This window comes from Streptomyces sp. GL_141, from assembly GCF_057834385.1.
The window spans coordinates 7,588,579-7,612,323 of record NZ_CM174402.1; the positions used below are offsets into that span (position 1 = coordinate 7,588,579).

Below are 23,745 nucleotides of genomic sequence, written 5' to 3' on the forward strand. Positions count from 1 at the left end.
AGGCGGGTTGAGGTTTCCGATTCGAGTAGCGGGGTCGATGGTCGCGCGAACGGACGGAGTCCGCCTTGTTGCCGCACGCGACGCGGTAACGGACAGGTAACGCGCGCAAAGGGGTTGAGAACCCGGCTTGTTAGCGCTCACAATGCGACGGCGCCCCCTCAAGGGCATCCCGCTCCTGTCACCCCGCCCCCGGCCCCGCCCCGCCCCTGACCGCGGGCACAGCCCGGCACCGGCCGTGCGGAGCCTCATCCGTAGCCCCCGAAAGGACACCCGTCATGGCTCGCAGAGCAGCCCTCGTCCTCACCGCCGCCCTTCTCGCCTCCTCGGCGTTGACCGCCTGCTCGACTGAGGGCCCCGCCTCCGCCCCGGCCGCCGGGGCCAAGACGGGCTCCGGCGGCACGATCACCATGGGCTTCGCCCAGGTCGGCGCCGAGAGCGGTTGGCGCACCGCCAACACCAAGTCCGTCCAGGAGGCGGCGAAGAAGGCCGGGATCGAACTCAAGTTCTCCGATGCTCAGCAGAAGCAGGAGAACCAGATCAAGGCGATCCGCACCTTCATCCAGCAGAAGGTCGACGTGATCGCCTTCTCGCCGGTCGTGGAGTCCGGCTGGGACACGGTGCTGAAGGAGGCCAAGGACGCGGGCATCCCGGTCATCCTCACCGACCGCGCCGTGGACACCAAGGACACCTCCCTCTACAAGACCTTCCTGGGCTCGGACTTCGTCAAGGAGGGCAAGTCCGCGGGTGAGTGGCTGACCGGCGCGTACGCGAACGAACAGGGCCCGGTCAACATCGTCGAGCTCCAGGGCACCACGGGCTCCGCCCCCGCCAACGACCGTAAGGCCGGCTTTGCCGACGCGATCCGCGCCGACGGCAAGTTCAAGATCGTCGCCTCGCAGACGGGCGACTTCACCCGGGCCAAGGGCAAGGAGGTCATGCAGGCGTTCTTGAAGTCCCAGAAGGACATCGACGTCCTCTACGCCCACAACGACGACATGGCCCTCGGCGCCATCCAGGCCATCGAGGAGTCCGGCAAGAAGCCCGGTACGGACATCAAGGTGATCTCGGTGGACGGAATCAAGGACGCCTTCGTCGCCATGACCGAGGGCAAGATCAACGTCGTGGTGGAGTGCAACCCGATGCTCGGCGACCAGCTGATGGAACTGGCGAAGAAGGTCGTGGCGGGGGAGAGCGTGCCGACCCGGGTCGAGACCCAGGAGGGCGTCTTCACGCAGGACCAGGCCGCGGCCGCCCTGCCCTCCCGGAACTACTGAAACGACAGGTTCCGGTGCCGGAGGAGGCCCGGCTCCGGTGCCTCCTTCACCATCCGGAGCCCGCTCCACCACCCCACACATGAGAGGAGGGCGGATGGCATCTCCGTGCACCCCGCCGCCCACGGGCGCCGGCGGCCCGCGCCCGGTCCTGGAAGCCCACGACATCCGCAAGCAGTTCCCGGGCGTGCTCGCCCTCGATGGAGTCGCCCTGCGGCTCTTCCCCGGTGAGGTGCACGCCCTGATGGGCGAGAACGGCGCCGGGAAGTCCACCTTGATCAAGGTGCTCACCGGCGTCCACTCCGCCGACGGCGGCACCATCCTCGTGGACGGCCGGCCCCACGCTTTCACGGACCCCCTCCAGGCGCAGCGGGCCGGCATCAGCACCGTCTACCAGGAGGTCAACCTCTGCCCGAACATCTCGGTCGCCGAGAACATCCTCATCGGGCGCGAACCGCGCCGGTTCGGCCTCATCCACTGGTCCGCCATGCGGCAGCGGGCGGCAGAGCTGCTGACGGAACTCGACCTCGACCTGGACGTCACCAGTCTGCTCGACTCGCACTCCCTGGCGGTGCAGCAACTGGTCGCCATCGTCCGGGCGGTGGACGTCTCCGCGAAGGTGCTCGTGCTGGACGAACCCACCTCCAGCCTGGATCGCGAGGAGGTCGCCCAGCTCTTCACCCTGGTGCGGCGCCTGCGGGACCGCGGTGTGGCCATCCTGTTCGTCACACACTTCCTCGACCAGGTATTCGACCTCTGCGACCGCGTCACCATCCTGCGCAACGGGCGCCTGGAAGGCGAGTACCCCATCGGTGAACTCACCCCGGTGACGCTGGTGCAGCGCATGATCGGCGGAGAACTGGCCACCCTCGACCAGCTGTCCAGCCGTGCCCATGAGGAGGCGGCCGAACGGGCGGCCGGCGAGCCGTTCCTCCAGGCACGACAGCTGACCCGTACGGGCTCGATCGAACCGTACGACCTCGACATCCACGCCGGCGAGGTCATCGGACTGGCCGGCCTCCTGGGCTCGGGCCGCACCGAGGTGGCGCGCCTCCTGTTCGGCGCGGACAGCGCGGACGCCGGAGAAGTGAGCATCGAGGGCAAGAAGGTACTCCTGCGCACCCCCCGGCACGCCATCGCCCGGGGCATCGCGTTCTGCTCCGAGAACCGCAAGTCCGAGGGACTGGTGGGCGAGCTCACGGTCCGCGAGAACATCATCCTCGCGTTGCAGGCCGCCCGCGGCTGGACCAGGCCGCTGGCCCGTGCGAAACAGGACGAACTGGCACGGCACTGGATCGAATCCCTGGACATCCGCCCCGCCGACCCCGAAGCGCAGGTGCGCCACCTCAGCGGAGGCAACCAGCAGAAGGTCCTCCTCGCGCGCTGGCTGCTGACCGCACCCCGGCTCCTGATCCTCGACGAACCCACCCGGGGCATCGACATCGGAGCCAAGGCGGAGATCCAGAAACTCGTGGCCCGCCTGGCGGGCGAAGGCACCGCGGTGCTGTTCATCTCGGCGGAACTCGAAGAGGTCCTGCGCCTGAGCCACCGCATCGCCGTGCTCCGCGACCACCGCATGGTGGCCACCCTGGCGAACGACGACACCGTCACGCCCGAACGCCTCCTCACGACCATCGCCACCGGAACGGACTCATGACCACCCAGCCCGCCAAGTCCGAGGCGGCCGCCGCGATCGGGAGACGGCTGGCCGGCCACCGCCTGTTGTGGCCCGCGCTCATCCTGCTCGCCCTGCTCCTCGGCAACCTCGCCTTCCACCACGACTTCTTCTCCGTCCGCGTACGCGACGGCCACCTCTACGGCAGCCTCATCGACATCCTCCAGTTCGGCGCGCCCCTCATCCTGGTGGCGCTCGGCATGACCCTGGTCATCGCCACCCGCGGGATCGACCTCTCGGTGGGTTCCACCGTCGCCATCGCCGGCGCCCTCGCCTGCGGGCACATCTCCACCGCCGCGCGTCCCGGCAGTGTCGCCACCATGCTCACGGCCGTAGCCCTCGCACTCGGCGTCGCACTCGTGCTGGGCCTGGCCAACGGCTTCCTGGTGTCCGGGCTGGGGGTGCAGCCCATCGTGGCCACCCTGATCCTCATGGTCGCGGGCCGAGGCGTCGCCCAGCTGATCACGGACGGCCAGATCATCACGGTGACCAGCGCCCCCTACAAAATGATCGGCGGAGGCTATTGGCTGACCTTCCCGTTCGCCGTCCTCCTGGCGGCCGCCCTCGTCGCGCTCACCGCCTTCGTCACCCGCCGCAGCGCACTCGGCATGCTGATCGAGTCCGTCGGCGGCAACCCCGCCGCCAGCCGCCTGGTCGGCATCCGCGCCGGCGGCCTGCTCGCCCTGGTCTACGTCTTCAGCGCGCTGTGCGCCGCCGTCGCCGGGCTGATGATCAGCTCCAACGTCTCCAGCGCCGACGGCAACAACGCCGGCCTGTGGATCGAGCTCGACGCGATCCTCGCCGTCGTCGTCGGCGGCACCGCACTGACCGGAGGACGCTTCTCCCTCGGCGGCACCGTCCTGGGCGCCCTGATCATCCAGACCCTGTCCACCACCGTCTACACCCTCGGTGTCCCACCCGAGACCACCCTCGTCTTCAAGGCCTTCGTCGTCATCGTCGTCTGCCTCGTGCAGTCCCCGGTCTTCCGGGCCAAGGTCCTGCGCCGCAGGACGACCACTCCCCGATCCCACACCACGGCGGGCGCCGCCCCGCAGCAGCAGGAGGTACGCGCATGAGTACCGGCATCGCGAGCGCCGCCGCGCACCTCACCCGCCCCTTCGCGACCGTGTCCCCGCGCACCCGCACCCGTATCCCACTGATCGTCACGGCCGTCCTGCTGGCCGTCATGTTCGGCGTCGGATCGGTGCGCTACGAGGGCTTCCTCTCCGCGCAAGTCGTACTGAACCTGCTGATCGACAACGGATTCCTCCTGGTCGTCGCCGTCGGGGCGACCTTCGTCATCCTCACCGGCGGCATCGACCTGTCCGTCGGCTCCATGGTGGCCCTGTCGACCATGCTCACCGCCTGGCTGGTCGAGTCGCACGGCTGGCCCCTGGCCACCGTCATTCCACTGGTCCTGCTGGTCGGCGCCGCGAGCGGGACGCTCATGGGCTGGATCATCCACACCTTCGAGATCCAGCCGTTCATCGTCACCCTGGCCGGCATGTTCCTCGCCCGCGGGCTCTGCTACACGATCAGCACCGAATCCATCACGATCAGCGACCCCACCACGGCGGGAATCGCGCAGACCCGGCTGTACGGCCCGGGAGGACTGTTCGTCTCGATCCCGGTGGTCATCGCCCTGGCCGTGCTGGTGATCGCCTTCGTCGTCCTGCACCACACGCGCTTCGGCCGCAACGTGTACGCGCTGGGCGGCAACGAGTCCTCCGCACGCCTGATGGGTCTTCCGGCGGGCTCCACCAAGATCGCCGTGTACGCCGTCAGCGGCCTGTGCTCCGCGCTCGGTGGCCTGATGCTGACCTTCTACATGCTCTCGGGCTACGCCCTCCACGCCATGGGCATGGAGCTCGACGCGATCGCCGCGACCGTGATCGGCGGCACGCTGCTGACCGGAGGCTCCGGCTTCGTCCTGGGCACGGCCCTCGGTGTGCTCGTCCTCGGCACGATCCAGACCGTGGTCAACTTCCAGGGCACGCTCAGCTCCTGGTGGACCCGGATCGTCATCGGTGCCCTGCTGCTCGTGTTCATCGTGCTGCAACGCCTGATGATCGGCCGCCGCCCTGCCGCCGACTGACCCCGCCGCCGACTGACCCCGGCTCCACAGCCCACCAGCCCGCGCCACCGCGTTCGCGCGCCGCGATCACAGCTTGCCTCCGGGCGCGCCCGCCGGCGGACCGACTTCCAGGGAATACCGCCATGGAACACGCATACGAATCTGTCGACCAGGCCTCCGAGCCCGGACAGACGGCCGCCTGTCCGCGGACGGCCCGCCCCCTGCGCCTGGACGATGGCGGAACGGGGGAGAGGTGGCGGTTCGGCTTCCCCGGCCGGGCCCGCGCGGAGGTCCACACGCGCGGCGCCCGGCTCCGTTCCCTGATCCTGCCGGACCGCTGGGGCCACACCGCCGACGTGGTACTCGCGCCCCGCGACCCCGCCGCCTGCGAGGGCTCCGCACGCTACTTCGGTGCGGCGGTGGGCCGTTACGCCAACCGCATCGCGCACGGCGGGATCGTCGTCGACGGAGTCGCCCACCAGCTCGCCACCCAGGAGACCGGGCACACCTTGCACGGTGGTCCCGACGGGTTCGACCAGCGCCTGTGGCGGTGCGAACCCTTCCACTCGGCGCACCGCACCGGTGTCCGTCTGTTCCTGCACAGCCCCGACGGCGACCAGGGATTCCCCGGTGCCCTGAACGTGCGCCTCACCTACACACTGGACCGCGACGACAACCTGACGATGTCGTACCAGGCGGTCGCCGACGCACCGACGATCGTCAACCTCACCAACCACGCCTACTGGAACCTCGAAGGGGAGGGGCGCGGCAACGTCCTGGCCCACCACCTCCAGGTCGCGGCCCCCCTCTACACCCCGGTCGACGCCGAGTTGATCCCCGAAGGCCCTCACCGCCCGGTCAGCGACACCCCGTTCGACCTCCGCCGGCACCGGCGCCTCTCCGACGTCCTGACCCATACGGAGGCTCAACTGGCCCTGGCGGGAGGCGGCTTCGACCACAACTGGGTCCTCGACGGCGCCCGGCGAGCCAGTCCTCGACAGGCCGCTGTGCTGTACGCCCCCGCATCCGGCCGCCGCATGGAGGTGCGCACCACGGAACCGGGCATCCAGGTCTACACCGCGCAAGGCCTGACCGGTGACATCACGGGTAAGGCAGGCAGGCCGTACCACGCCTACGCGGGGGTCGCGCTGGAGACCCAGCACTTCCCGGACTCCCCGAACCGCGCCGACTACCCGACGGTCGTCCTGCGCCCGGGCGAGCTGTACCGGTCGACCACGATCCACAGCTTCACCACGGTCACCGCCTGAGAGGGGTGGCGGCGGCCGTAGCCGCTGTCCGGTGCCGGGGGGGCACCGGACAGCGGCTACGGCGCGTGCGCCGGCTTCCCCCCGAACGAGGTGCCCCCGGGTCCCCGGCTCCCTGCGGAAGGGGCCAACCGCCGTCCGCGTGGGGGTCATTCGCCGAGGGGAGTGATCCTGCGGGCCGTGCTGGCGCGCACGATGAGCTCGGGCGCCACCACCAGATGGGTCGACTCGTCGGTCCTGCCCTCGATGTGGTCCAGGAGCAGCCCGATGCTGTCGCGGCCGAGTGAGGCGAAGTCCTGGCGGATCGTCGTCAGCGGGGGCGGGAAGAACTCCGCCTCGGGGATGTCGTCGAAGCCGGCGACCGCCACGTCCTCCGGCGTGCGCAGGCCCGCTTCCCGCAGGGCCCGTAGGACACCGAGGGCCATCTGGTCGTTGGCGACGAACACCGCGGTGAGGCCGGCTCCCTGCCCTCGTGATGCCAGGACCCGCCCTGCCAGCTGCTGGCCGGCCTGGTATCCCGACAGCGGACTCCAGTCGCCGCGCAGCACGGGCGGTACCTCGGCGCCGGCATCGCGCAGCGCGTCCTCCCACCCCTGTGTGCGGGCCTCGCTCTCGAGCCAGTCGGGGGGGCCCGCCACGTGCCACACGGTGGCGTGGCCCGACGCGAGAAGATGCTCCGTGATCATGCGGGCGCCGAGGTTCTGGTCGAGCGACACCCCCGGCAGGTCGAGGGTGTGGCCGCCTTCCACGGTGACCACGGGGCACGGTGCTTCCAGGGCCGCCAGGGCGCGCACCGCGGCGCGTTGCGGAGTGACGGCGACGATCCCCTCCACCCCCCACCCGGCGAGGTGCTGCATGGCTTCCGCGAGGGCTGTCTGCGTGGCGGTCCGAAGCGTGACGGCGGATGTCAGGTAGCCGCGGTCCCGAGCGGCCTCCTGCACTCCCGCCACGGTGCTGGCGGGGCCGTGCAGAGTGGTGTTCACCGCGATGACGCCCAGCGTGTGGGTCCGGCGGGTGGCCAGAGCCCGGGCCGCCGAGTTGCGGCGGTACCCCAGCTGCTCGATGACCTGAGTCACCGCTGCACGGGTCTTGGCGCTGACGTTCGGGTGGTCGCTGAGCACCCGTGAAACGGTCTGATGGGACACGCCGGCGACGCGCGCGACGTCCGTCATCGTGGGCGCTCGCGAGACGTCTGGGAGCTGGGTCAACTCTCTATCCTTTCCTCATCGAGCGGCCTTCCCTCAAGGTACCGAACCAGCCGCGGCCCGCACACATCTCGGACCGGCCGGAAGATTGTCGACCAGGTATAGATGTTGGCGTTCACATTATGCAGCGTTGATCGCACGTTGTGGGCGGGAATCTTCTCGTACCTCTTGAGATTGCTGCTTGTTAGCGCTCACAATCTGATCGGGGCGGCTGAGGTAGGCCAGCTGTGATGCCTGGAGCGGCCCCCGATCAGTCCAGCCCACTCATGCGCGGCCGCGGGGCCTGCCGGACGCCGGTCCCGGAGGAGCCGGCCGCGCATGCCGGAGAGACGGTGAGAGCGTAGTGAGCGAGAACTTCCTGGGGGACCTCCGTCGTGAGGTCCTCGCGGCGAACCTGCGCATCCTGGAGGCCGGTCTGGCGACCCTCACCTGGGGAAACGTCAGCGGAGTGGACCGAGATGCCGGCGTCTTCGTCATCAAGCCGTCCGGGGTCTCTTACGCCGACCTCACCGAGGAGGACCTGGTGGTGGTGGCACTGGAGGACGGGCGGGTCGTCGAGGGACGCCTCAGGCCGTCCACCGACACCGAAACCCATCGGTGCCTCTACCGGGCCTTCCCCTCCATCGGCGGAGTCACCCACACGCACTCGACGCACGCCGTTGCCTTCGCCCAGGCGCGCCGCCCGATCCCCGTACTCGGCACGACGCACGCCGACACCTTCAACGGGCCCGTCCCCGTGACGGAGGACCTGACCGCCGAGCAGTGCGCGCGGGACTACGAGTACAACACCGGACAGGTGATCGTCGCCCGCCTCGACGGCGACCCCCGGCTGGCCGACGAGGTTCCCGGGGCACTCGTCTCCCGACACGGACCCTTCACCTGGGGTGCCACCGCGAAGGCGGCGCTTGAGAACGCCGTCGTCTGCGAGGCCGTGGCGGAGATGGCGCTGCACACGCTGGCGCTGGGGTCCCGCTTGGGGGAAGCCTCCGAACCGCCGAAGCACCTGCTGGAGCGGCACTTCACCCGTAAGCACGGACCGGATGCCTATTACGGCAACGCTCCTCACGCCCCGGGCGTCTGAAGCTGCGCACCGGCTCGCGAGGTGGCGAACTGTTCTCGGATCAAGGGGCGGTCAACTACCGGTCCAGGTACGTGACTTGACGTGCCAGGCAGGCGCCTGACTTGATTGGGAGCGCTCCCACTCTGAGCCCCCGCCCCCCGAGGAAGGCTTCATCGTGCCTCCTGTCACCTCCGCCCACGGCGTGCCACGTCGCGTGGCCGCCGTGCTTGCCGGCCTCGCGCTGGCCGTCGGCGGCCTGTCCGCGACCGCCCTGACCGTTCCGGTCGCGGCTGCCGCCACCACGGCTGCCGCTGCCGGCACACCCGTACGGGTCAACCAGCTCGGCTACCTGCCCGACGGCCCCAAGCGGGCCACGGTGGTCAGCTCCGCGACCGCCCCACTCGCCTGGCAACTGCGCGACGCCTCCGGCACGGTGGCCGCCTCGGGTGCCACCACGGTGCGCGGGTCCGACCAGGCGTCCGGCCAGTCCACGCACCTGGTGGACTTCGGTGCGTACACCGGCACCGGAACCGGCTTCACCCTGGTCGTCGACGGCCAGAGCAGCCACCCCTTCGACATCTCCGCATCGCTGTACGACGGACTGCGCGCCGACAGCATGTCGTTCTTCTACCAGCAGCGCAGTGGTATCGCGATCGACGCGGCTCTGGCGGGCGGCAGCGCCTACGCCCGACTCGCCGGGCACTTGGGCGTCGCCCCGAACAAGGGCGACGTCAGCGTCCCCTGCCAGGCCGGGGTGTGCGACTACCAACTGGACGTGCGCGGTGGCTGGTACGACGCGGGCGACCAAGGCAAGTACGTGGTCAACGGCGGCATCTCCGTCTGGGAAATGGTCAACTCCTACGAAAGGGCCAGCCGTTCGGGCGGGGACGCGGCGCTCGGCGACGCGACGCTGCGGGTGCCGGAGCGTGGCAACGGGACGCCGGACGTGCTGGACGAGGCCCGCTGGGAGCTGGAGTTCCTGCTGCGGATGCAGGTTCCGACCGGGAAGCCGACGGCCGGGATGGCCTTCCATAAGATGCACGACGCCAAGTGGACTGCCCTGCCGACCCGGCCCGAACTCGACTCCGAGCAACGTGAGCTGCACAAGCCGTCGACCGCCGCGACGCTGAACCTGGCGGCCTCGGCCGCGCAGTGTGCCCGGGTGTACGCGCCGTACGACTCCGCGTTCGCCGCGCGCTGCCTGGACGCGGCCCGCCGCGCCTGGACGGCTGCCAAGGCCAACCCGAACGTGCTTGCTCTCGCGAGCGACAACGCCGGCGGCGGTGCGTACGAGGACGCAGACGTCTCCGACGAGTTCTACTGGGCGGCGGCGGAACTCCTGGCCACCACTGGCGAGTCGCAGTACCGGGACGCCGTCACCTCCTCCGCGCACCACGCCAAGCCCGTCGACGGGTTCTGGTGGGGCGGCACCGCGACGCCCGGCCGGATCACCCTCGCCACGGTCCCCGGCGTGACCCTGCCTGCCGATGACGTGGCCCGGCTGCGCGGCCGGCTGACCACGGCCGCCGATGGCCACCTGTCCACCATGGCCGGACAGGGCTACGCGGTGCCCCTCGCCGCCACCGGGTACGTGTGGGGCTCCAACAGCTCCGTCACCAACAACGCGATGGTGCTGGCCGTCGCATACGAGCTCACCGGGCAACAACGCTATCGGGCAGGCGCGCTGGAATCCCTGGACTATCTGCTCGGCCGGAACGCACTCGACCTCTCCTACGTCACCGGCTACGGCGATCGTTACTCCGCGAACCAGCACCACCGGTTCTGGGCACACCAGAACGATGCCTCGCTGCCGCACCCGCCGGCCGGTTCCTTCGCAGGCGGGCCGAACGCGGGGCTGGAGGACCCGGTGGCCAAGGAGAAGCTCGCGGGCTGCGCACCGGCGGCGTGCTACGTGGACGACATCGGCTCGTACTCCACCAACGAGGTGGCCATCAACTGGAACGCCTCGCTGGCCTGGCTGGCGGCCTTCGCGGCTGAGCGGCGCAGCGCTCCGGCGGCGCCCGTGGTTCAGGTGGCACCGGCGGCAGTGACGGTCCCGGAGGGCGGTTCGGCGCCGGTGGGCGTGCGGCTCTCGGCCGAGCCCGCGCAGAACGTCACGGTGACGGTGGCCCGGAACTCCGGCGACCAGGACCTGTCGGCAGCCGCGAGCCTGGTGTTCACCCCGGCCGACTGGGCGACGGCGCAGCAGGTTTCGGTCTTCGCCGCGCAAGACGCCGACGGGTCCTCGGGCAGCGCGACTTTCACGGTCGGTGGTCCAGGCGTGCAGCCGGCGACGTTCACGGCGACGGAGGCGGACGACGACGCGTCGGCGGCCTCCTGCACGGTGGCGTACCGGATCGACAACGCCTGGGGCAACGGCTTCACGGCGACGGTGACCGTGAGGAACACCGGAACCTCGGCGGTATCCGGGTGGACCATCGGCTGGAGCTTCGCAGGTGACCAGCGGATCACCAACGGCTGGAACGCCACGGTGAGTCAGTCGGGCAGCACGGTCACCGCCCGGGACACCGGATGGAACGGAACACTGGCACCCGGCGGCAGCGTGAGCTTCGGCTTCCAGGCGACGTACTCGGGTACCAACGCCATGCCGGCGCGCTACACGCTCAACGGAGCACTCTGCTCCTGAACGATCGTCACGTCCCGCCCACCCGGCGATGAACGACGGAGTGGAGCCAGGATCGTCCCGGCTCCACTCCAGGGCGGGTCGTCAGGTACGGGTCCAGCGCTGGTTGCTGCCGCCCGAGCAGGAGTAGAGCTGGATCAGGGTGCCGTTGGCGGTGTTGTTGCCGGCGGCGTCGAGGCAGAGGCCGGACTGGACTCCGACGATGGATCCGTCGGAGGTGAGGCGCCATTTCTGGTTGTCGCCACCCCAGCAGCTGTAGATCTGGACCTTGGTTCCGTTGCCGGTGCCGGCGGCGTCCAGGCACTTGTTGCCGTAGACCCTGAGCTCGCCTGCGGCGGTGTACGACCACTGCTGGTTGGTGCGGTTGTTGCAGTCCCACAGGTTGAGCTGGGTGCCGTCGGTGGTGCCGGCACCGGGCACGTCCAGGCAGCGGCCCGACCCGACGCCCTTGATCTGTCCAGAACCGGGCGAAGGGGTCGGAGTGGGAGTAGAGGAACCGGCGTTGAGTGCGTTGAGGACGGAGGAGTAGGCGGCCTTCTTGCTGCCGTCACCGTTGAACAGCAGCGGCGAGTGCTCCGGTCGCCAGGAGTCGGTGTCGCGCACCCCCCAGACGGTGATGCCGAGGCAGCGCGGGACGGCCAGGCAGTCGTTGGTCACGTTGGCGTAGGTCGTGCCCGAGGCTCCCTGGATGTCGAGTTCGGTGACGGCCACATCGACGCCGAGGGCGGCGAAACTCTGCAGGGTGGTGCGGAAGTTGCTGTTGTAGGGGCTGTCGCTGTTGAAGTGCGACTGGAAGCCGACGCAGTCGATCGGCACGCCGCGCTGCTTGAAGTCCCGGACCATGGCGTACATGGCCTGGGTTTTGGCCCAGGTCCAGTTCTCGACGTTGTAGTCGTTGTAGCAGAGCTTGGCGGCCGGGTCGGCGGCGCGCGCGGTGCGGAAGGCGGCCTCGATCCAGTCATTGCCGGTGCGCTGCAGGTTGGAGTCGCGTCGGGCTCCCGAAGTGCCGTCCTCGAAGGCCTCGTTCACGACGTCCCACTGGCCGATCTTGCCCTTGTAGTGGGCCATCACGCCGTTGATGTGGTTGTTCATCGCCTGGCGCAGCGTGCTGCCGCTGAGGCTCTGCATCCAGCCTGGCTGCTGGGAGTGCCAGGCCAGGGTGTGGCCGCGCACCTGCTTGCCGTTCTGCACCGCCCAGTTGTAGACGCGGTCACCCGCGGCGAAGTTGAACTGGCCCCGCTGGGGTTCGGTGGCGTCGATCTTCATCTCGTTCTCGGGCGTCACCGAGTTGAACTCGCGGCCGGCGATCGTCGTGTACGCCGAGTCGCCCAGCCTGCCCGAGGCGATGGCGGTACCGAAGTAGCGGCCGCTCTGCGCCGCCGCGCTGCCGAGCGTGCTTTCGGCGGCGTGTGAGGTCGGCGGCGCCACCAGTGCGGCGGCCACACCGAGGACGCCGACGACCAGGGCCGCACACAGGCCGCCGGTCTTCCGGCGGACGGTGGGTGGGGGAATGGCTTGTGAGCCCATGAATGAGCCTCCAGAAAGAAGTCGCGGAAAGGTTGGATCGCGGCATGGTGAATCCGCGTGAACGACGCCCGCGCCCATGGGAAAGGGACGCTCATGAGCGCGTAGAGATCCGAGGACGGCGCCCGGAACCGGACACGGACGGGCCACACCGCCTCGCCCATCAGTCTGGAAACCCAGCCGAAACAAGTCAAGAGTTTCGAAAGTATTTCGAGAATCTATATCTCGGGGGCGCTTAGTGGTCCCTTTTCGTTGAATGGTCCTCATCGAAAGTATTTCGATGAGGACCATTCAATCGGGATCTGACGGAAAGCTGTGAACGAGTATTTCCTTCAGTCGGCATCGCCGGTAATGGCGGCCTGGTCACGGCGGCCTAGGTCAGCGCACGCCCGTGTTGAACCCCAGTGCGGGGTTGGCGTTCCGGACGAGGGACTTGGCCTGCTCCGGCCACCACACGCCGGCCGCGGGATCGACGATGCCGTACTCCGGGTCGATGGTGCCGCCCGGGATGCCGCGGTTGCACTGGCCGTCGGACTGACCGACGGTCTTGATCCAGAGGTAGGCGTCGACGAGCGGGACGCCGGTGTTCGCGGTCGGCCGGTCGCCGACGCCGCGACCCGGGGCGTTGCACCAGGTTTGCGGGTCGCCGCTGTACTTGCCCGCGGGCGGGGTCCAGGCGCCCTGGCCGTTGCGGCTCGTGTCGACGACCAGGTGGGTGAGCTCCTGCGTGGGCGGGGTACCGACGTTCTGCTGGAACCAGCGGTCGGTCCAGTGCCACGTGGACGGATCGTCCACGTTCACGGAGTTTCCCGGCTGCCCGTCGTTCGGTGCCGCGGGGGAGTAGTACTGGCTCGCGCACCAGTCGGCGTGCCCCCTGCCCCAGTCCGGGCCCTTGGTGGCGAACCACAGGCACTGGGAGACCCAGGTGCCGTAGTGGGTGGACAGGTCGGTGGCCAGATGGTTGGAGACGTTCAGCGAGAAGCCCTGGGTGCGGGTGACACCCGCTTGGAGGAGGCGTTGTGCGATGTCGCCGACGCTGCGCCAGTGGCTGTTGCCGGCGTCAAGGTAGACGACGCTGTTCGGCTGCTGCCCCAGGGCGTCGATCGCGTGGTTGAGGTCGGCGAAGCGTCCTGTGGTGATCGCGCCGGTGGGGTCGCTGCCGGGACCGCAGTCGGAGGGGAGGTTGGCCAGCCCGTCCGGTTCGAGGATGACGACGGCCTTGCTGCGGCCGAGTCCCCGGGCGAAGGCGCTGATCCAGGCCTGGTACTCGGCGTCCGACTGCGCACCGCCGGAGGAGTACTGGGAGCAGTCGCGCAGCGGGATGTTGTAGGCCACCAGGACGGGAACCGTCCGGGTTCGCCCGGCGCGGCGCACCAGGTCGCGTACGCGGGATTCGACCTGCTTCGGGGTGCCGTCGGTGAACCAGGCAGCCTCTGGCCAACTAGCCAGCTTCGCCATGGACTTGGCCCCCTCGAAGTCCCGGTGAAGGAAGTCGGTGACGGCCTGGTGGGCCGCATCGCTGTCGGGATCGACGTAGAAGCGGGTGTTCGTGGGAAGCGTGTGGGAGGCCGGCGCGGAGTTCGCCTCGGCTGAGGCCGGGGCGGCGGCGCCGAGGAGCAGCGTGAGTGCGCTCGCTGCCAGGGCTAATCGGTACAGGGGGATGGGCACGGGGCTCCTTCGGTAGGGGTTCGCCCTTCGGCGAGGGAAGGGGGTCAGTAGCCGTGGATCATCTTGTAGGCGACCTCCGGCAGGAACTGCCCGGCCGAGGAGCCGGCCCCGACGCCGCAGTCGCCGTCGGACTCGCCGGGGACCTTGATCCACAGCAGCATCTCGGCACCGCCGCCGCGCTGGCTGGGAGTACCGATCCGGCGGCCTGCGGGGTTGCACCACTGGCCGTTGGAACCGTTGCCGTTGCGGCTGGTGTCGACGACGAACGGCTTGGTGTAGCCGTATGAGCCCAGGGCGGAGTTGACTGCGTTGCCGTACGAGGTGTTCTGGCTGGTGCTGAAGTAGTTGGAGACGTTCAGCACGAAGCCGCGTGCCCCGCCGACACCGGCGGCGGCGAGCTGGCGCGCCATGGTCGGGGCGTCGACCCAGCCGGGGTTCCCGGCGTCGAGGTAGACCCAGGTGTTGGGTGCCTTGGCCTTGAACTGGTCGATCGCGTTCTTCAGCATGGCGTTGCGCTCGGCGATCTGGGCGGCCGTCATGCAGCTCTCGTGGCCGAGCGCGTCGGGTTCGAGGACGACGACGGCCGGGCGGCTGCCGATGCCACTGGCGAAGGCGGCGATCCAGGCGTCGTACGCGGCGCGGCTCCCCGCGCCGCCACCGGAGTGACCGGCGCAGATGTCCCGGTGGGGGATGTTGTATGCGACCAGGATCGGCAGTTTGTCGTAGGAGTCCGCGCGGCCGACGTAGGCGCCGGTTGCCGTGCCGATGTCGCCGCTCCAGTTCCCGAACCAGCGGGCTGCCGGGGTGTTGGCGATGGACGTCCGGATCGCCGCCGCCCGCCCGTCGCCGGGGTTCGCGTTGGTCCATCGCAGGGCGGAGTTGTCGGGGTCGGCGTAGAAGCCGCTGGTCATGGCGGTCGGGTCCGCGGCGTACGCCGGGCCCGCGTTGATCACGGCGAGGCCGGCGGCGAGGACACCGGCCAGCAGGGCGGATGTGGCTCGGACGGGCTTGCGCATGGTTCTTCCTCCGGTGGGGTGGGGAAGTGGAAGCGCTTCCAGTTTTGGTGTGGGGTCGGACTGCGCTGATGGGATGATTGGGGCCGTCGTCAGGGTGTGTCAAGTGGTTGAACGCGGAAGTACCGTCTTGAGTCGGTGTGGTGCCATTGGTTGGAAGCGCTACCAAATCGAGACCGAGGGCGGCACCGGGTGCAGGTCCGAAGTCGGGGCGGTGATGGAATCATGGCCGCTGTTCGCTGTTCGCTGTTCGCCGTCCGCGTGAGTCCGAGGAGCAGTTCTTCCATGGAGCCGTCACCCAAGCGCATGCCGACTCTCGACGAGGTGGCCGCACGAGCCGGCGTGTCGCGCACGGCGGCCTCCCGGGTGATCAACAACGCCCCGCACGTCAGCCGCGCCAAGCGGGAGGCGGTCCAACGGGCGGTGCGCGAACTGGACTTCGTGCCCAACCCCTCCGCGCAGGCCCTCGCGAGCCGCAGGGTCGGAGCGGTGGTGCTCGCGCTCTCCAGCGACGAGCCGGGGCTGTTCGCGGACCCGTTCTTCGCGGAGGTCATCGTCGGCGTCAGCGCGGCGTTGGAGCAGACCGAACTGGAACTGATCCTGCTCCTGGCCAACACCCCCCGCGGCCGGGAGAGGTTCGAGCGGTTGCTGCGCTCCCGCCGGGCCGACGGCGTCATGCTGATGGCGCTGCGCGGCGACGATCCGCTGGGACGCCTGGGCGAGGAGGTCGATCTCCCCGTCGTCTTCGGTGGACTCCCGCTCATCGGGGAGCCCACCTGGTACGTGGACGCCGACAACCGGGGCGGCGCCCGCCTGGCCGCCGAGCACTTCGCGCGCACCGGCCGCCGACGCCCCGTCATGATCACCGGACAGGTGGACACCAGGGCCTCCGTCGCGCGGGAGGAGGGGTTCACCGACGGTCTGACGCTGTCCGGCCTGCCGCTGCTCGGGGTCGAGCCGGGGCAGTTCACCGAGGACGGCGGCGCCGAGGCGATGGAGCGACTGCTCCGGGCGCACCCCGATCCCGACGCGGTGTTCGCGGCCTCCGACGCGATGGCCATCGGCGCTCTGCGCACCTTGCGGGAACGGGGGCTCCGGGTGCCCGAGGACGTCGCGGTGATCGGCTTCAACGACCTGGCGAGCGCCCGGCACACCAGCCCGCCGCTGACCACGGTCCATCAGCCGGTGCGGGCGCTGGGCCAGGAGATGGCCAGGATGCTGGTCAGTGCCATCGAGGGACACCGCCCCACCCCGCTGATCCTCCCGACCCGCCTGACCGTGCGCGAGTCCGCTCCCGATCTGCCCGCGTCGGCCTGATCGGCGGGCGCTTCCGGCAGGGCCGGCCCGATCTGACGGGAGCGCCTCCCACTCGACTTCCCGTCGCCGCGATCGGCCCGTGGCGATCGGACTCGGCGCCGGGTCAGATGAATCGCCACAGGTGGTCGCTGGTGCCGTTGTCGTCCCAGAGAACGGTCTGTGCTCCCTGGGCGGTGGAGGCGCCGGAGACGCCGAGGACGCGGCCGCTGTCGGCGCACTGGATCCTGAAGGTGTCGCCGCCGCCGTGGCGCAGGCGCCACCGGTGGTCGGCGGCGCCGTTGTCCGCCCACTGGACGATCCGGGCGCCGTTGGCGGTGTCGCCGTTCTCCACGGCGAGGACCTTGCCGCTGTGGGAGTTGCGCAGGCGCAAGTGGCCGCCGGTGTCGATTACGGCCGTCCAGAGATGGTCGGCGGTGCCGTTGTCGTCCCACTGGATGGCGAGGCCGCCGTCGGCGGTGGCCATGTCCCGCACACCGAGCACCCGCCCGCTGGCGACGTTCTGGATGCGCCTGGCGCCGTCGGGGACGAACTGCCACTGGCCGGCGGGGGCGCCGCTGTCGGGCACCTGTACGGCTGCGGCGCCGTTGGCGGTGGAGCCGCCTTCGATGCCGAGCAGCTTGCCGGTGTGGACGTTCCGAAGCTTGTGGTACCCGTTGCCGGCGTCGACGACGGTCCACCGGTGGTCGGCGGTGCCGGTGTCGGTCCACTGGAGGATCGGGGCGTTGTCGGCGCTGGACATGTCCTTCACACCGAGGACCTTCCCGCTGTTGAGGTTGCGCAGCCGCAGTGCGGCGCCGTCGGCGATGAGGACCCAGTTGTGGTCGGCGGTGCCGGAGTCGGTCCACTGCAGAGCGAGGCCCCCGTCGGTGGTGGACATGTCCCGGATGCCGAGGACGAGTCCGCTGGCCGTGTTGACGAGACGGAAGCCGGGACTGTCGGTCCGCCAGTAGACGGTGTAGTTGAAGCCCTGGGCGTCGTGGAACGGGGCGAGGTCGACCTTCGCTCCGTTGGCGGTGGCCGTGAAGGCGAGGGCGGTGCTGCTGGTCCGGGTGATCGAGGAGGGGGCCAGGACCGGGAGGGAGGAGAGTGCGGTGCTGCCGTAGTTGCCGGCGAGGACGGAGGGGCCGTAGGTGATCGCCGCGACACCGGGGTTGTCGTTGGCGGCCTGGAGGGCCACGCGCATGGGGAGCTTCACGGTGACGGTATCGCCGGAGGCCCAGGACCGGGTGAGCGTGGCGTAGGTGCCCGGACCGGCCGTGACGGTCTGGGCGACGCCGTTGACGCTGACGGTGGCGCCCGAGGCCCATCCGGGGATGCGGACGCGCATCGACCAGGTCCCGCCGGCGCCGCCGGTGACCTTGAGCGTCGTGGTGTCGTCGGCCGGGTAGGTGGTGGTCTGGGTGACGGTGATGCCCCGCTGGGTCCAGTTCAGGACGGAGGGGAGGAACAGGTTCACGGTGAGGGTGGTGCTGCCGTCGTGGAAGTAGACGGAGTCCATCAGCTTGGTGTTGGACTCGATGCCCGTTCCCTGGCAGCACCAGAACGTGCCGTAGTCGGTGCTCCAGGTGCCGCCGCCCCACGCCGGGCCCTTGCCGCGGCGGCCGCCCGGGTTGAGGGGGGTGAAGTAGGTGACGTGCCCGTGCGGGTCGGCCGGGTTCTGGGCGCCGATGACGTGGTTGAGCAGCGTCTTCTCGTAGAAGTCGAAGTACGAAGCCCGGCCGGGGTCCAGCTGCCACAGTTCTCGGGTCAGCTTGAGCATGTTGTAGGAGTTGCAGAGCTCGCAGGTGTCGGGGACGAGGAAGCCGGAGATGGCGTTCGGGGCCCGGAAGTGTTCCGCCTGGCTGTTGCCGCCGATGGCGTAGGTGTGCGAGGTGGTGCAGATCGTCCACGCGTTGGCGGCGATGTCGCGGTACCGGGTGGTCCCGGTGGCCTTGTACTCGCGGACGGCTCCGATCCACTTGGGCACCTGCGTGTTGGCGTGCAGACCGTTCAGTTGGTCCAGGTTCGCGGCGAGCGGGTCGAAGACCGCCGCATGGTCGAAGCGCTGGGCGGTGGTCAGCCAGCGTGCGTCGCCGGTCTGTTGGTAGAGGTCGGCCAGCACCTCGTTCATGCCGCCGAACTCGACGCCCATCAACGACTGCATCTTGCTCTGGCTGAGCGCACCGGTGCGCCGGTCGACCCAGCCGGCGAGCGCGAGGAGCACGTCGCGGGCCTGCGTGTTGCCGATGAGGCGCCATACGTCGAGCAGACCGGCCATGGTCTTGTGGACGCAGTAGTACGGGACGTTGCCGTTGGTCAGCGTGCCTGCTTCGAGGCCGTTGAAGTCGGCCTCGGGAAAGCCCGACAGGTAGCCGGCGGAGAAGCCCGCGGTGGAGTTGTTGGCCTGGCACTTGGCGAGTTCGGCCACCATGCGGTCGGCCTTGTCGCGGCAGGTGGCGTCCCCGACCGCGGCGTAGGCCTGTGCCCATGCCGTGAGGAAGTGGCCCTGCACGTGGGTGCGGAAGGGGAACGCAGGGTCGTCCCAACCTCCGGTCGGGGTCGCGGCGTTGGTGGAGAGCCGGTGGTTGGCGCGGAAGTTGTACAGCAGGCGGTCGACGTCGATGAAGCGGAGATAGGCCAGGGTGCGGTTCTGATTCTCGAGCCAGCGGCTGCTGGTGAGCCGGACCTGACCCAGGTCGAACGGGAACGCCGACACTCCGACGTCGGACCTGACCGGGGGCGTCTGCGCCGTGGCGGAGGCGCTGTTCAGTACGGGGCCGACAGCCGCGGCCACGGCCGCGACGCCGGTCGCCTTGATCACGGCGCGGCGGCTTAAGGGGGGAACCGGCATGGCGAACTCCGTGGTCCGTGAGAGATGAGGGTGCCGCGCACAAGGGCTGTCGGGCTTCGACCGGCGGCTGCGAGGTCGGCGTCGCTGCGGCCGCCTGCTGCGCATGAGTGTTAACGCTCACAATTAGCGTGTCAATACCTTCGACGGGGGTGCCGGCAAGGCCGTCCCACGCACCGCGCGCAGCTGTTCCAGGCGATCGATCCGCTCCGGCGGCGTGCATCGCGGCCACGTACACCGAGGTCAATGGGGGTCGACTGGGTGGGAGGTGAGGTGCGAGGTCGCAGGTGACGGACGCGGACCGCCACCTGGTCGTGGCGTCAGCGACGTCAGGGCCTGCCTGGCGGTTCCTGCCGGCCCGGGTACGTGATGTCGAACCACGTGAAGCGGGCTTGGCTGGTGGAGGGGCGGCCGTTGGAGGTGGCGTAGAGGCCGAGCTGGATGCTGGTGAACAGCGGTCTGAGGAAGGTGGCTTCGATGGTGGCCAGGTCCTCCCAGAGGCCGTTCGGAGCCGCGTGGGCGAAGGTGTGGCTGAACCCGCGGATGCGGACCCCCAGGCGAACGGGCCCCGGGGCGAAGGAAATGCCGGCCAGGACCTCGGCCCCGCGGCGGAGGCTGAGTCCTTCCGCGGTGCTGAGGAAGAGGAGATGGGTGTCGTCGTCGAGGACTACGGCGAGGCCCGCCTCTTCGTCCGGTGCGGCGGGGGCGAAGTGCAGTTCGGTGGAGACGTCACAGTCGGGCTGTTCCTGGGGGCGAGCCAGGAGGGACGGGGTGGTGCGTTCGCCGAGGCGTTCGGGGCGGAGCTGGAGGCGGAGTCCGTCGCCGGTGGTCCAGAACCGCGCGGGTGGGGTGCGCAGGGTGCTCCAGTCGGCGGCGAGGGTGGCGAAGTCGTCGTGGAGGGGGCGGCGGAGGTCGGTGTGGTCGACGGGGGAGAAGACCGGCCAGCCCTCTGCCCAGGTGATCCGGCTGAGGAAGGTCTCGCGGCCGAGGGCGGAGCCCGGGCGGACGCCCAGAAGGACGGCCCGCCAGTCGCCGTACGGGGTTTGGACGAGGTCGGCGTGCCCGGTGCAGGTGACCGGCCCCTCGGCGGGTGGGAGCACCGGGTTGCCGGGGGCGCCCTCGTAGGGGCCGGTCACGCGGTCGGCGCGGGCGGCCACCACGCTGTGGTCCACATCGGTGCCGCCCTCGGCGGTGAGCAGAAGATAGCTGCCGTCGATCTTGTAGAGGTGCGGGGCTTCCGACCATCGGGCGCCCGGGTGGCTTCCCGACCACAGGACGTGCTCCGGTCCCGTGAGTCGTCGTTCGTGGGGAAGGTATTCGCGCATCCAGATCTCGGTGCGGCCCGCGGCTTCGTCCAGGACTCGTGCGGCGGTGAACCAGGCCCGGCCGTCGCTGCCGTCCCCCTGCCCGTCGCCGTCGCCGTCGCCGTCGTCCGGCCCGCCGTCGAAGAACAGCGACGGGTCGAAGCCCTCGCCGTCCAGCCAGTTCGGCTGCGACCACGGCCCCGCCGGGTCGGTCGCCGTGACGACGAAATGGCCGGGGCCGTCCATCAGCGTGCAGACGAGATGGAAGACCCCGTCATGGTGCCGGATCGTCGGCGCGAACAGGCCCCGAGAGGGCCCGCACCCGCCGAGGTCGAGCTGGGACGGCCGGTCGAGCGCGGAGCCGATGCGCCGCCAGTTCAGGAGGTCGCGGCTGTGGAACACGGGAAGGCCCGGGAACCATTCGAAGCTGGACGTCACCAGGTAGTAGTCCGCGCCCACGCGGCAGACGGACGGGTCGGGCCGGAACCCGGGCAGCACGGGCTCACAGAAGACGGGATCGTCGAACGACATGGTCATGGAACCGGGACGATCTCGACCGGCACGGACAGCACCCGGTCGGCCGCCGGGTGGCGTACGGGGCCCTCCAGAGTGAAGGAGCCCTGGAGCGGCAGATCGCCGCTGGACCGTCCGACGGCCACGCCGATCTCCCCGGGCTCCACTCTCCTGCGCAGGTCGAGCCCGGTGAAGGAGGTCCGGTCGGCATGGACGGAGAAGGTGATCCGGGCGGCCGCGCCCGGCTGCAGCTCGACCCTGGCGAATCCGGCGAGCCACCGCTGCGGCCGGACGACGGACGCCACGGGATCGGAGAGGTACAGCTGGACCACCTCGGTCCCGGCCACCTCGCCGACGTTGCGTACGGTGACCGAGACGGAGACGGCCCCGTCCGTCGAGGCCACGGGATCCACCGACAGCTCCGAGCAGCCGAAGCTGGTCCAGCTCAGCCCGTGTCCGAAGGGGAACAGCGGGGTCGGGTCCACCGAGCTCCAGTCGGTGTGCCCGCCGAGCCTCGCGTGCAGGTAGGTGCCGGGCTGGCCGCCGACCTGGCGGGGGATGGAGACGGGCAGCCGCCCGGACGGTTCCGCGGCCCCGCTGATGATCCGGGCCAGCGCCGTCCCGCCCTCCTCGCCTGGGAAGAAGGCCTGCACCACGGCCGATGCACGCTCGGCCAGCGTGCCGAGTGCGTAGGGCCGTCCGGAGACGAGGACCAGGACGGTCGGCACCCCGGAGTCCAGAACGGCGTCGGCGAGCGCGGCCTGGTCGCCGGGCAGGTCGAGGGTCTCGGCGTCGCAGCCCTCGCCGGAGGTGCCCCGGCCGAACATGCCGGCCCGGTCCCCGAGCACCAGCACGTTCACGTCCGGATCGGCGTCGGTGACCGTGAACCCGGCAGTGGTGAGCGCCTCACCGAGCGTCGGGATCTCCAGCCCGAGATCGCCGGGCAGGGCCACGTGGTTGGGGAAGGAGTAGCAGCCGAGGAAGGACTGGGGGTCGTCGGCGTACGGCCCGCTGATCGCGACCCGGCACGGCCGCAGCGGCAGGATGCCGTCGTTGGCCAGCAGCACGGTGGACCGTTCGGCCAGGAGCCCGGCCAGTGCCCGGTTCTCCGGCGGGTCGAGGTCCACCGGCTCGGCCTTGACGGGTTCCCAGTCGGGGTCGAGCAAGCCGAGTTCGGCTTTCTGCAGCAGGACCCGTTCCGCGGCCCGGTCGATGAGCTCCTCGGCCACGGCTCCCGACCGGACGAGTTCGGTCAGCGGCTCGCCGTAGCAGCGGGCCGTGGGCAGCTCGACGTCGATTCCGGCGGTCAGCGCCAGCGCGCCGGCCGCGCCCCGCGATCCGGTGACGCCGTGCCGGGTCTCCAGGAAGGAGACGGCGTAGTAGTCGGCGACGACCACACCGCTGAAGCCGAGTTCACCCCTGAGCAGCTCGGTCAGCACCCGTTCGTCGGCGGCCACCGGGACGCCGTCCACGTCGGTGTAGCTGTTCATCACCGACCGGGCCCCTCCCTCGCGCAGCGCCCGTACGAAGGGCTCGACCAGTACGTCGGCGAACTCGCGCGGCCCCGAGGAGACGGGGGCCATGTTCCGGCCGCCGCGCGAGGCCGAGTACCCGGCGAAGTGCTTGAGCGTCGCCACGATCCCGGCGCCTTCCAAGCCCTGCACGTAGGCGGTGCCGATCGCGCCGACGAGATAGGGGTCCTCGCCTATGCACTCCTCGGTCCTGCCCCACCGGTAGTCGCGGACCACGTCGAGCACCGGAGCCAGCCCTTGGTGTACGCCGACCCGCCGCATCCCCGCGCCGATGGCGGCGGCCATCTGGCGCACGAGCCCGGGATCGAAGGACGCACCCCAGGCCAGCGGCCCGGGGAAGACCGTCGCCCCGAACGTCATGAACCCGGTCAGGCACTCCTCGTGAGCGACCGCCGGGATCCCGAACCGGCCGGATCCGGTCACCTGCCGCTGGAGCGAGGCGAGCCGCTCCATCCCGGCCTCCGCGGTGATCGGCGCGGTGCCGTACACCCGGGTGAGCTGGCCGAGCCCGTGGGTGACGATGTCGTCCAGGCCGGGCGCGGTCTCGCCGGAATCGTCCTCCATCGGCGCGACCGGTGCGCCCGGATCCGAGGGCAGCGCCCAGAAGCCGGTGAGCTGCCCCGCCTTCTCCTCCAGAGTCATCCGTTCCAGCAGATCGGCGACCCGTACGGACGCGGGTATGAGGGGGTCACGCCAGGGCTCGGTCAAGGAGTTCTCCTAGGGGGTGTCTTGCCGATCGGGCCGGATCAGGGAGCGGTGTCTGGCACCGTGCATCGCAAGGCGGAGGAGGGAGTCGATGCGGAGCATCGGCGAGTGACGACAACGCGGCGAGGCGCGGTGCCAGACACCGCGA

The 23,745-nt window shown here is 70.2% G+C and carries 15 protein-coding genes; 8 read left to right on the forward strand and 7 right to left on the reverse strand.

Features of this window, described 5'->3' with window-relative positions:
- Nucleotides 1-275: 275 nt before the first annotated feature.
- The 5 genes from AC3IX6_RS33860 (at nucleotide 276) to AC3IX6_RS33880 (ending at nucleotide 6,288) form a co-directional block, all read left to right on the forward strand.
- Nucleotides 276-1,274: an ABC transporter substrate-binding protein gene (locus AC3IX6_RS33860; protein WP_489367090.1), complete on the forward strand. Its 999-nt coding sequence runs from the start codon at nucleotides 276-278 to the stop codon at nucleotides 1,272-1,274.
- Nucleotides 1,275-1,368: 94 nt separating this feature from the next.
- Entirely contained in the window at nucleotides 1,369-2,928 is a 1,560-nt protein-coding gene (locus AC3IX6_RS33865; RefSeq protein ID WP_489367091.1) for a sugar ABC transporter ATP-binding protein, read from the forward strand.
- Nucleotides 2,925-4,022, forward strand: a complete 1,098-nt coding sequence (locus AC3IX6_RS33870; protein ID WP_489367092.1) for an ABC transporter permease — start codon at nucleotides 2,925-2,927, stop codon at nucleotides 4,020-4,022. Before AC3IX6_RS33865 ends, AC3IX6_RS33870 begins: the two co-directional genes overlap by 4 nt.
- Complete coding sequence (gene yjfF, locus AC3IX6_RS33875) at nucleotides 4,019-5,041, forward strand: galactofuranose ABC transporter, permease protein YjfF (protein ID WP_489367093.1); 1,023 nt, start codon at nucleotides 4,019-4,021, stop codon at nucleotides 5,039-5,041. Before AC3IX6_RS33870 ends, yjfF begins: the two co-directional genes overlap by 4 nt.
- Before the next feature lie 122 nt (nucleotides 5,042-5,163).
- The gene (locus AC3IX6_RS33880; RefSeq protein ID WP_489367094.1) at nucleotides 5,164-6,288 is read left to right on the forward strand and encodes an aldose epimerase family protein; all 1,125 of its coding nucleotides are present in this window, start codon (nucleotides 5,164-5,166) and stop codon (nucleotides 6,286-6,288) included.
- A 146-nt stretch (nucleotides 6,289-6,434) separates the two neighbouring features.
- Here AC3IX6_RS33880 and AC3IX6_RS33885 read toward each other — a convergent pair whose 3' ends face one another.
- Nucleotides 6,435-7,457 carry a LacI family DNA-binding transcriptional regulator gene (locus tag AC3IX6_RS33885; protein WP_489371645.1) on the reverse strand — a complete coding sequence of 341 codons (1,023 nt, stop codon included), beginning with the start codon at nucleotides 7,455-7,457 and terminating at the stop codon, nucleotides 6,435-6,437.
- Nucleotides 7,458-7,833: 376 nt separating this feature from the next.
- Here AC3IX6_RS33885 and araD point away from each other — a divergent pair, with 376 nt between their 5' ends.
- On the forward strand, nucleotides 7,834-8,571 hold the full coding sequence (gene araD / locus AC3IX6_RS33890; RefSeq protein WP_489367095.1) for an L-ribulose-5-phosphate 4-epimerase AraD: 738 nt from the start codon (nucleotides 7,834-7,836) through the stop codon (nucleotides 8,569-8,571).
- Between the two features lie 154 nt (nucleotides 8,572-8,725).
- Entirely contained in the window at nucleotides 8,726-11,197 is a 2,472-nt protein-coding gene (locus tag AC3IX6_RS33895; protein ID WP_489367096.1) for a glycoside hydrolase family 9 protein, read from the forward strand.
- Nucleotides 11,198-11,278: 81 nt separating this feature from the next.
- Here AC3IX6_RS33895 and AC3IX6_RS33900 read toward each other — a convergent pair whose 3' ends face one another.
- The 3 genes from AC3IX6_RS33900 to AC3IX6_RS33910 form a co-directional block, all read right to left on the reverse strand.
- A complete protein-coding gene (locus AC3IX6_RS33900; protein WP_489367097.1) occupies nucleotides 11,279-12,721 on the reverse strand; it encodes an endo-1,4-beta-xylanase in 1,443 nt (480 codons plus the stop codon).
- Between the two features lie 375 nt (nucleotides 12,722-13,096).
- Complete coding sequence (locus AC3IX6_RS33905) at nucleotides 13,097-14,386, reverse strand: glycoside hydrolase family 6 protein (protein WP_489367098.1); 1,290 nt, start codon at nucleotides 14,384-14,386, stop codon at nucleotides 13,097-13,099.
- Between the two features lie 44 nt (nucleotides 14,387-14,430).
- Nucleotides 14,431-15,402 (reverse strand): glycoside hydrolase family 6 protein, encoded by a 972-nt coding sequence (locus tag AC3IX6_RS33910; protein ID WP_489367099.1) that lies wholly within the window; start codon nucleotides 15,400-15,402, stop codon nucleotides 14,431-14,433.
- A 282-nt stretch (nucleotides 15,403-15,684) separates the two neighbouring features.
- Between AC3IX6_RS33910 and AC3IX6_RS33915 the strand changes: the two genes are divergently transcribed.
- A complete protein-coding gene (locus AC3IX6_RS33915; protein ID WP_489367100.1) occupies nucleotides 15,685-16,716 on the forward strand; it encodes a LacI family DNA-binding transcriptional regulator in 1,032 nt (343 codons plus the stop codon).
- Nucleotides 16,717-16,819: 103 nt separating this feature from the next.
- Here AC3IX6_RS33915 and AC3IX6_RS33920 read toward each other — a convergent pair whose 3' ends face one another.
- The 3 genes from AC3IX6_RS33920 to AC3IX6_RS33930 form a co-directional block, all read right to left on the reverse strand.
- Nucleotides 16,820-19,546 carry a beta-L-arabinofuranosidase domain-containing protein gene (locus AC3IX6_RS33920; RefSeq protein WP_489367101.1) on the reverse strand — a complete coding sequence of 909 codons (2,727 nt, stop codon included), beginning with the start codon at nucleotides 19,544-19,546 and terminating at the stop codon, nucleotides 16,820-16,822.
- A gap of 326 nt (nucleotides 19,547-19,872) precedes the next feature.
- On the reverse strand, nucleotides 19,873-21,384 hold the full coding sequence (locus tag AC3IX6_RS33925; RefSeq protein ID WP_489367102.1) for a glycoside hydrolase family 43 protein: 1,512 nt from the start codon (nucleotides 21,382-21,384) through the stop codon (nucleotides 19,873-19,875).
- The gene (locus AC3IX6_RS33930; protein WP_489367103.1) at nucleotides 21,381-23,600 is read right to left on the reverse strand and encodes a glycoside hydrolase family 3 N-terminal domain-containing protein; all 2,220 of its coding nucleotides are present in this window, start codon (nucleotides 23,598-23,600) and stop codon (nucleotides 21,381-21,383) included. Before AC3IX6_RS33930 ends, AC3IX6_RS33925 begins: the two co-directional genes overlap by 4 nt.
- Nucleotides 23,601-23,745: the final 145 nt, after the last annotated feature.

Coding starts and splice junctions, on each gene's coding strand:
- AC3IX6_RS33860 (WP_489367090.1), top strand. CDS start 276: ATGGCTCGCAGAGCAGCCCTCGTCCTCACCGCCGCCCTTCTCGCCTCC.
- AC3IX6_RS33865 (WP_489367091.1), top strand. CDS start 1,369: ATGGCATCTCCGTGCACCCCGCCGCCCACGGGCGCCGGCGGCCCGCGC.
- AC3IX6_RS33870 (WP_489367092.1), top strand. CDS start 2,925: ATGACCACCCAGCCCGCCAAGTCCGAGGCGGCCGCCGCGATCGGGAGA.
- yjfF (WP_489367093.1), top strand. CDS start 4,019: ATGAGTACCGGCATCGCGAGCGCCGCCGCGCACCTCACCCGCCCCTTC.
- AC3IX6_RS33880 (WP_489367094.1), top strand. CDS start 5,164: ATGGAACACGCATACGAATCTGTCGACCAGGCCTCCGAGCCCGGACAG.
- AC3IX6_RS33885 (WP_489371645.1), bottom strand. CDS start 7,457: ATGACGGACGTCGCGCGCGTCGCCGGCGTGTCCCATCAGACCGTTTCA.
- AC3IX6_RS33900 (WP_489367097.1), bottom strand. CDS start 12,721: ATGGGCTCACAAGCCATTCCCCCACCCACCGTCCGCCGGAAGACCGGC.
- AC3IX6_RS33910 (WP_489367099.1), bottom strand. CDS start 15,402: ATGCGCAAGCCCGTCCGAGCCACATCCGCCCTGCTGGCCGGTGTCCTC.
- AC3IX6_RS33915 (WP_489367100.1), top strand. CDS start 15,685: ATGGAGCCGTCACCCAAGCGCATGCCGACTCTCGACGAGGTGGCCGCA.
- AC3IX6_RS33920 (WP_489367101.1), bottom strand. CDS start 19,546: ATGCCGGTTCCCCCCTTAAGCCGCCGCGCCGTGATCAAGGCGACCGGC.
- AC3IX6_RS33925 (WP_489367102.1), bottom strand. CDS start 21,384: ATGACCATGTCGTTCGACGATCCCGTCTTCTGTGAGCCCGTGCTGCCC.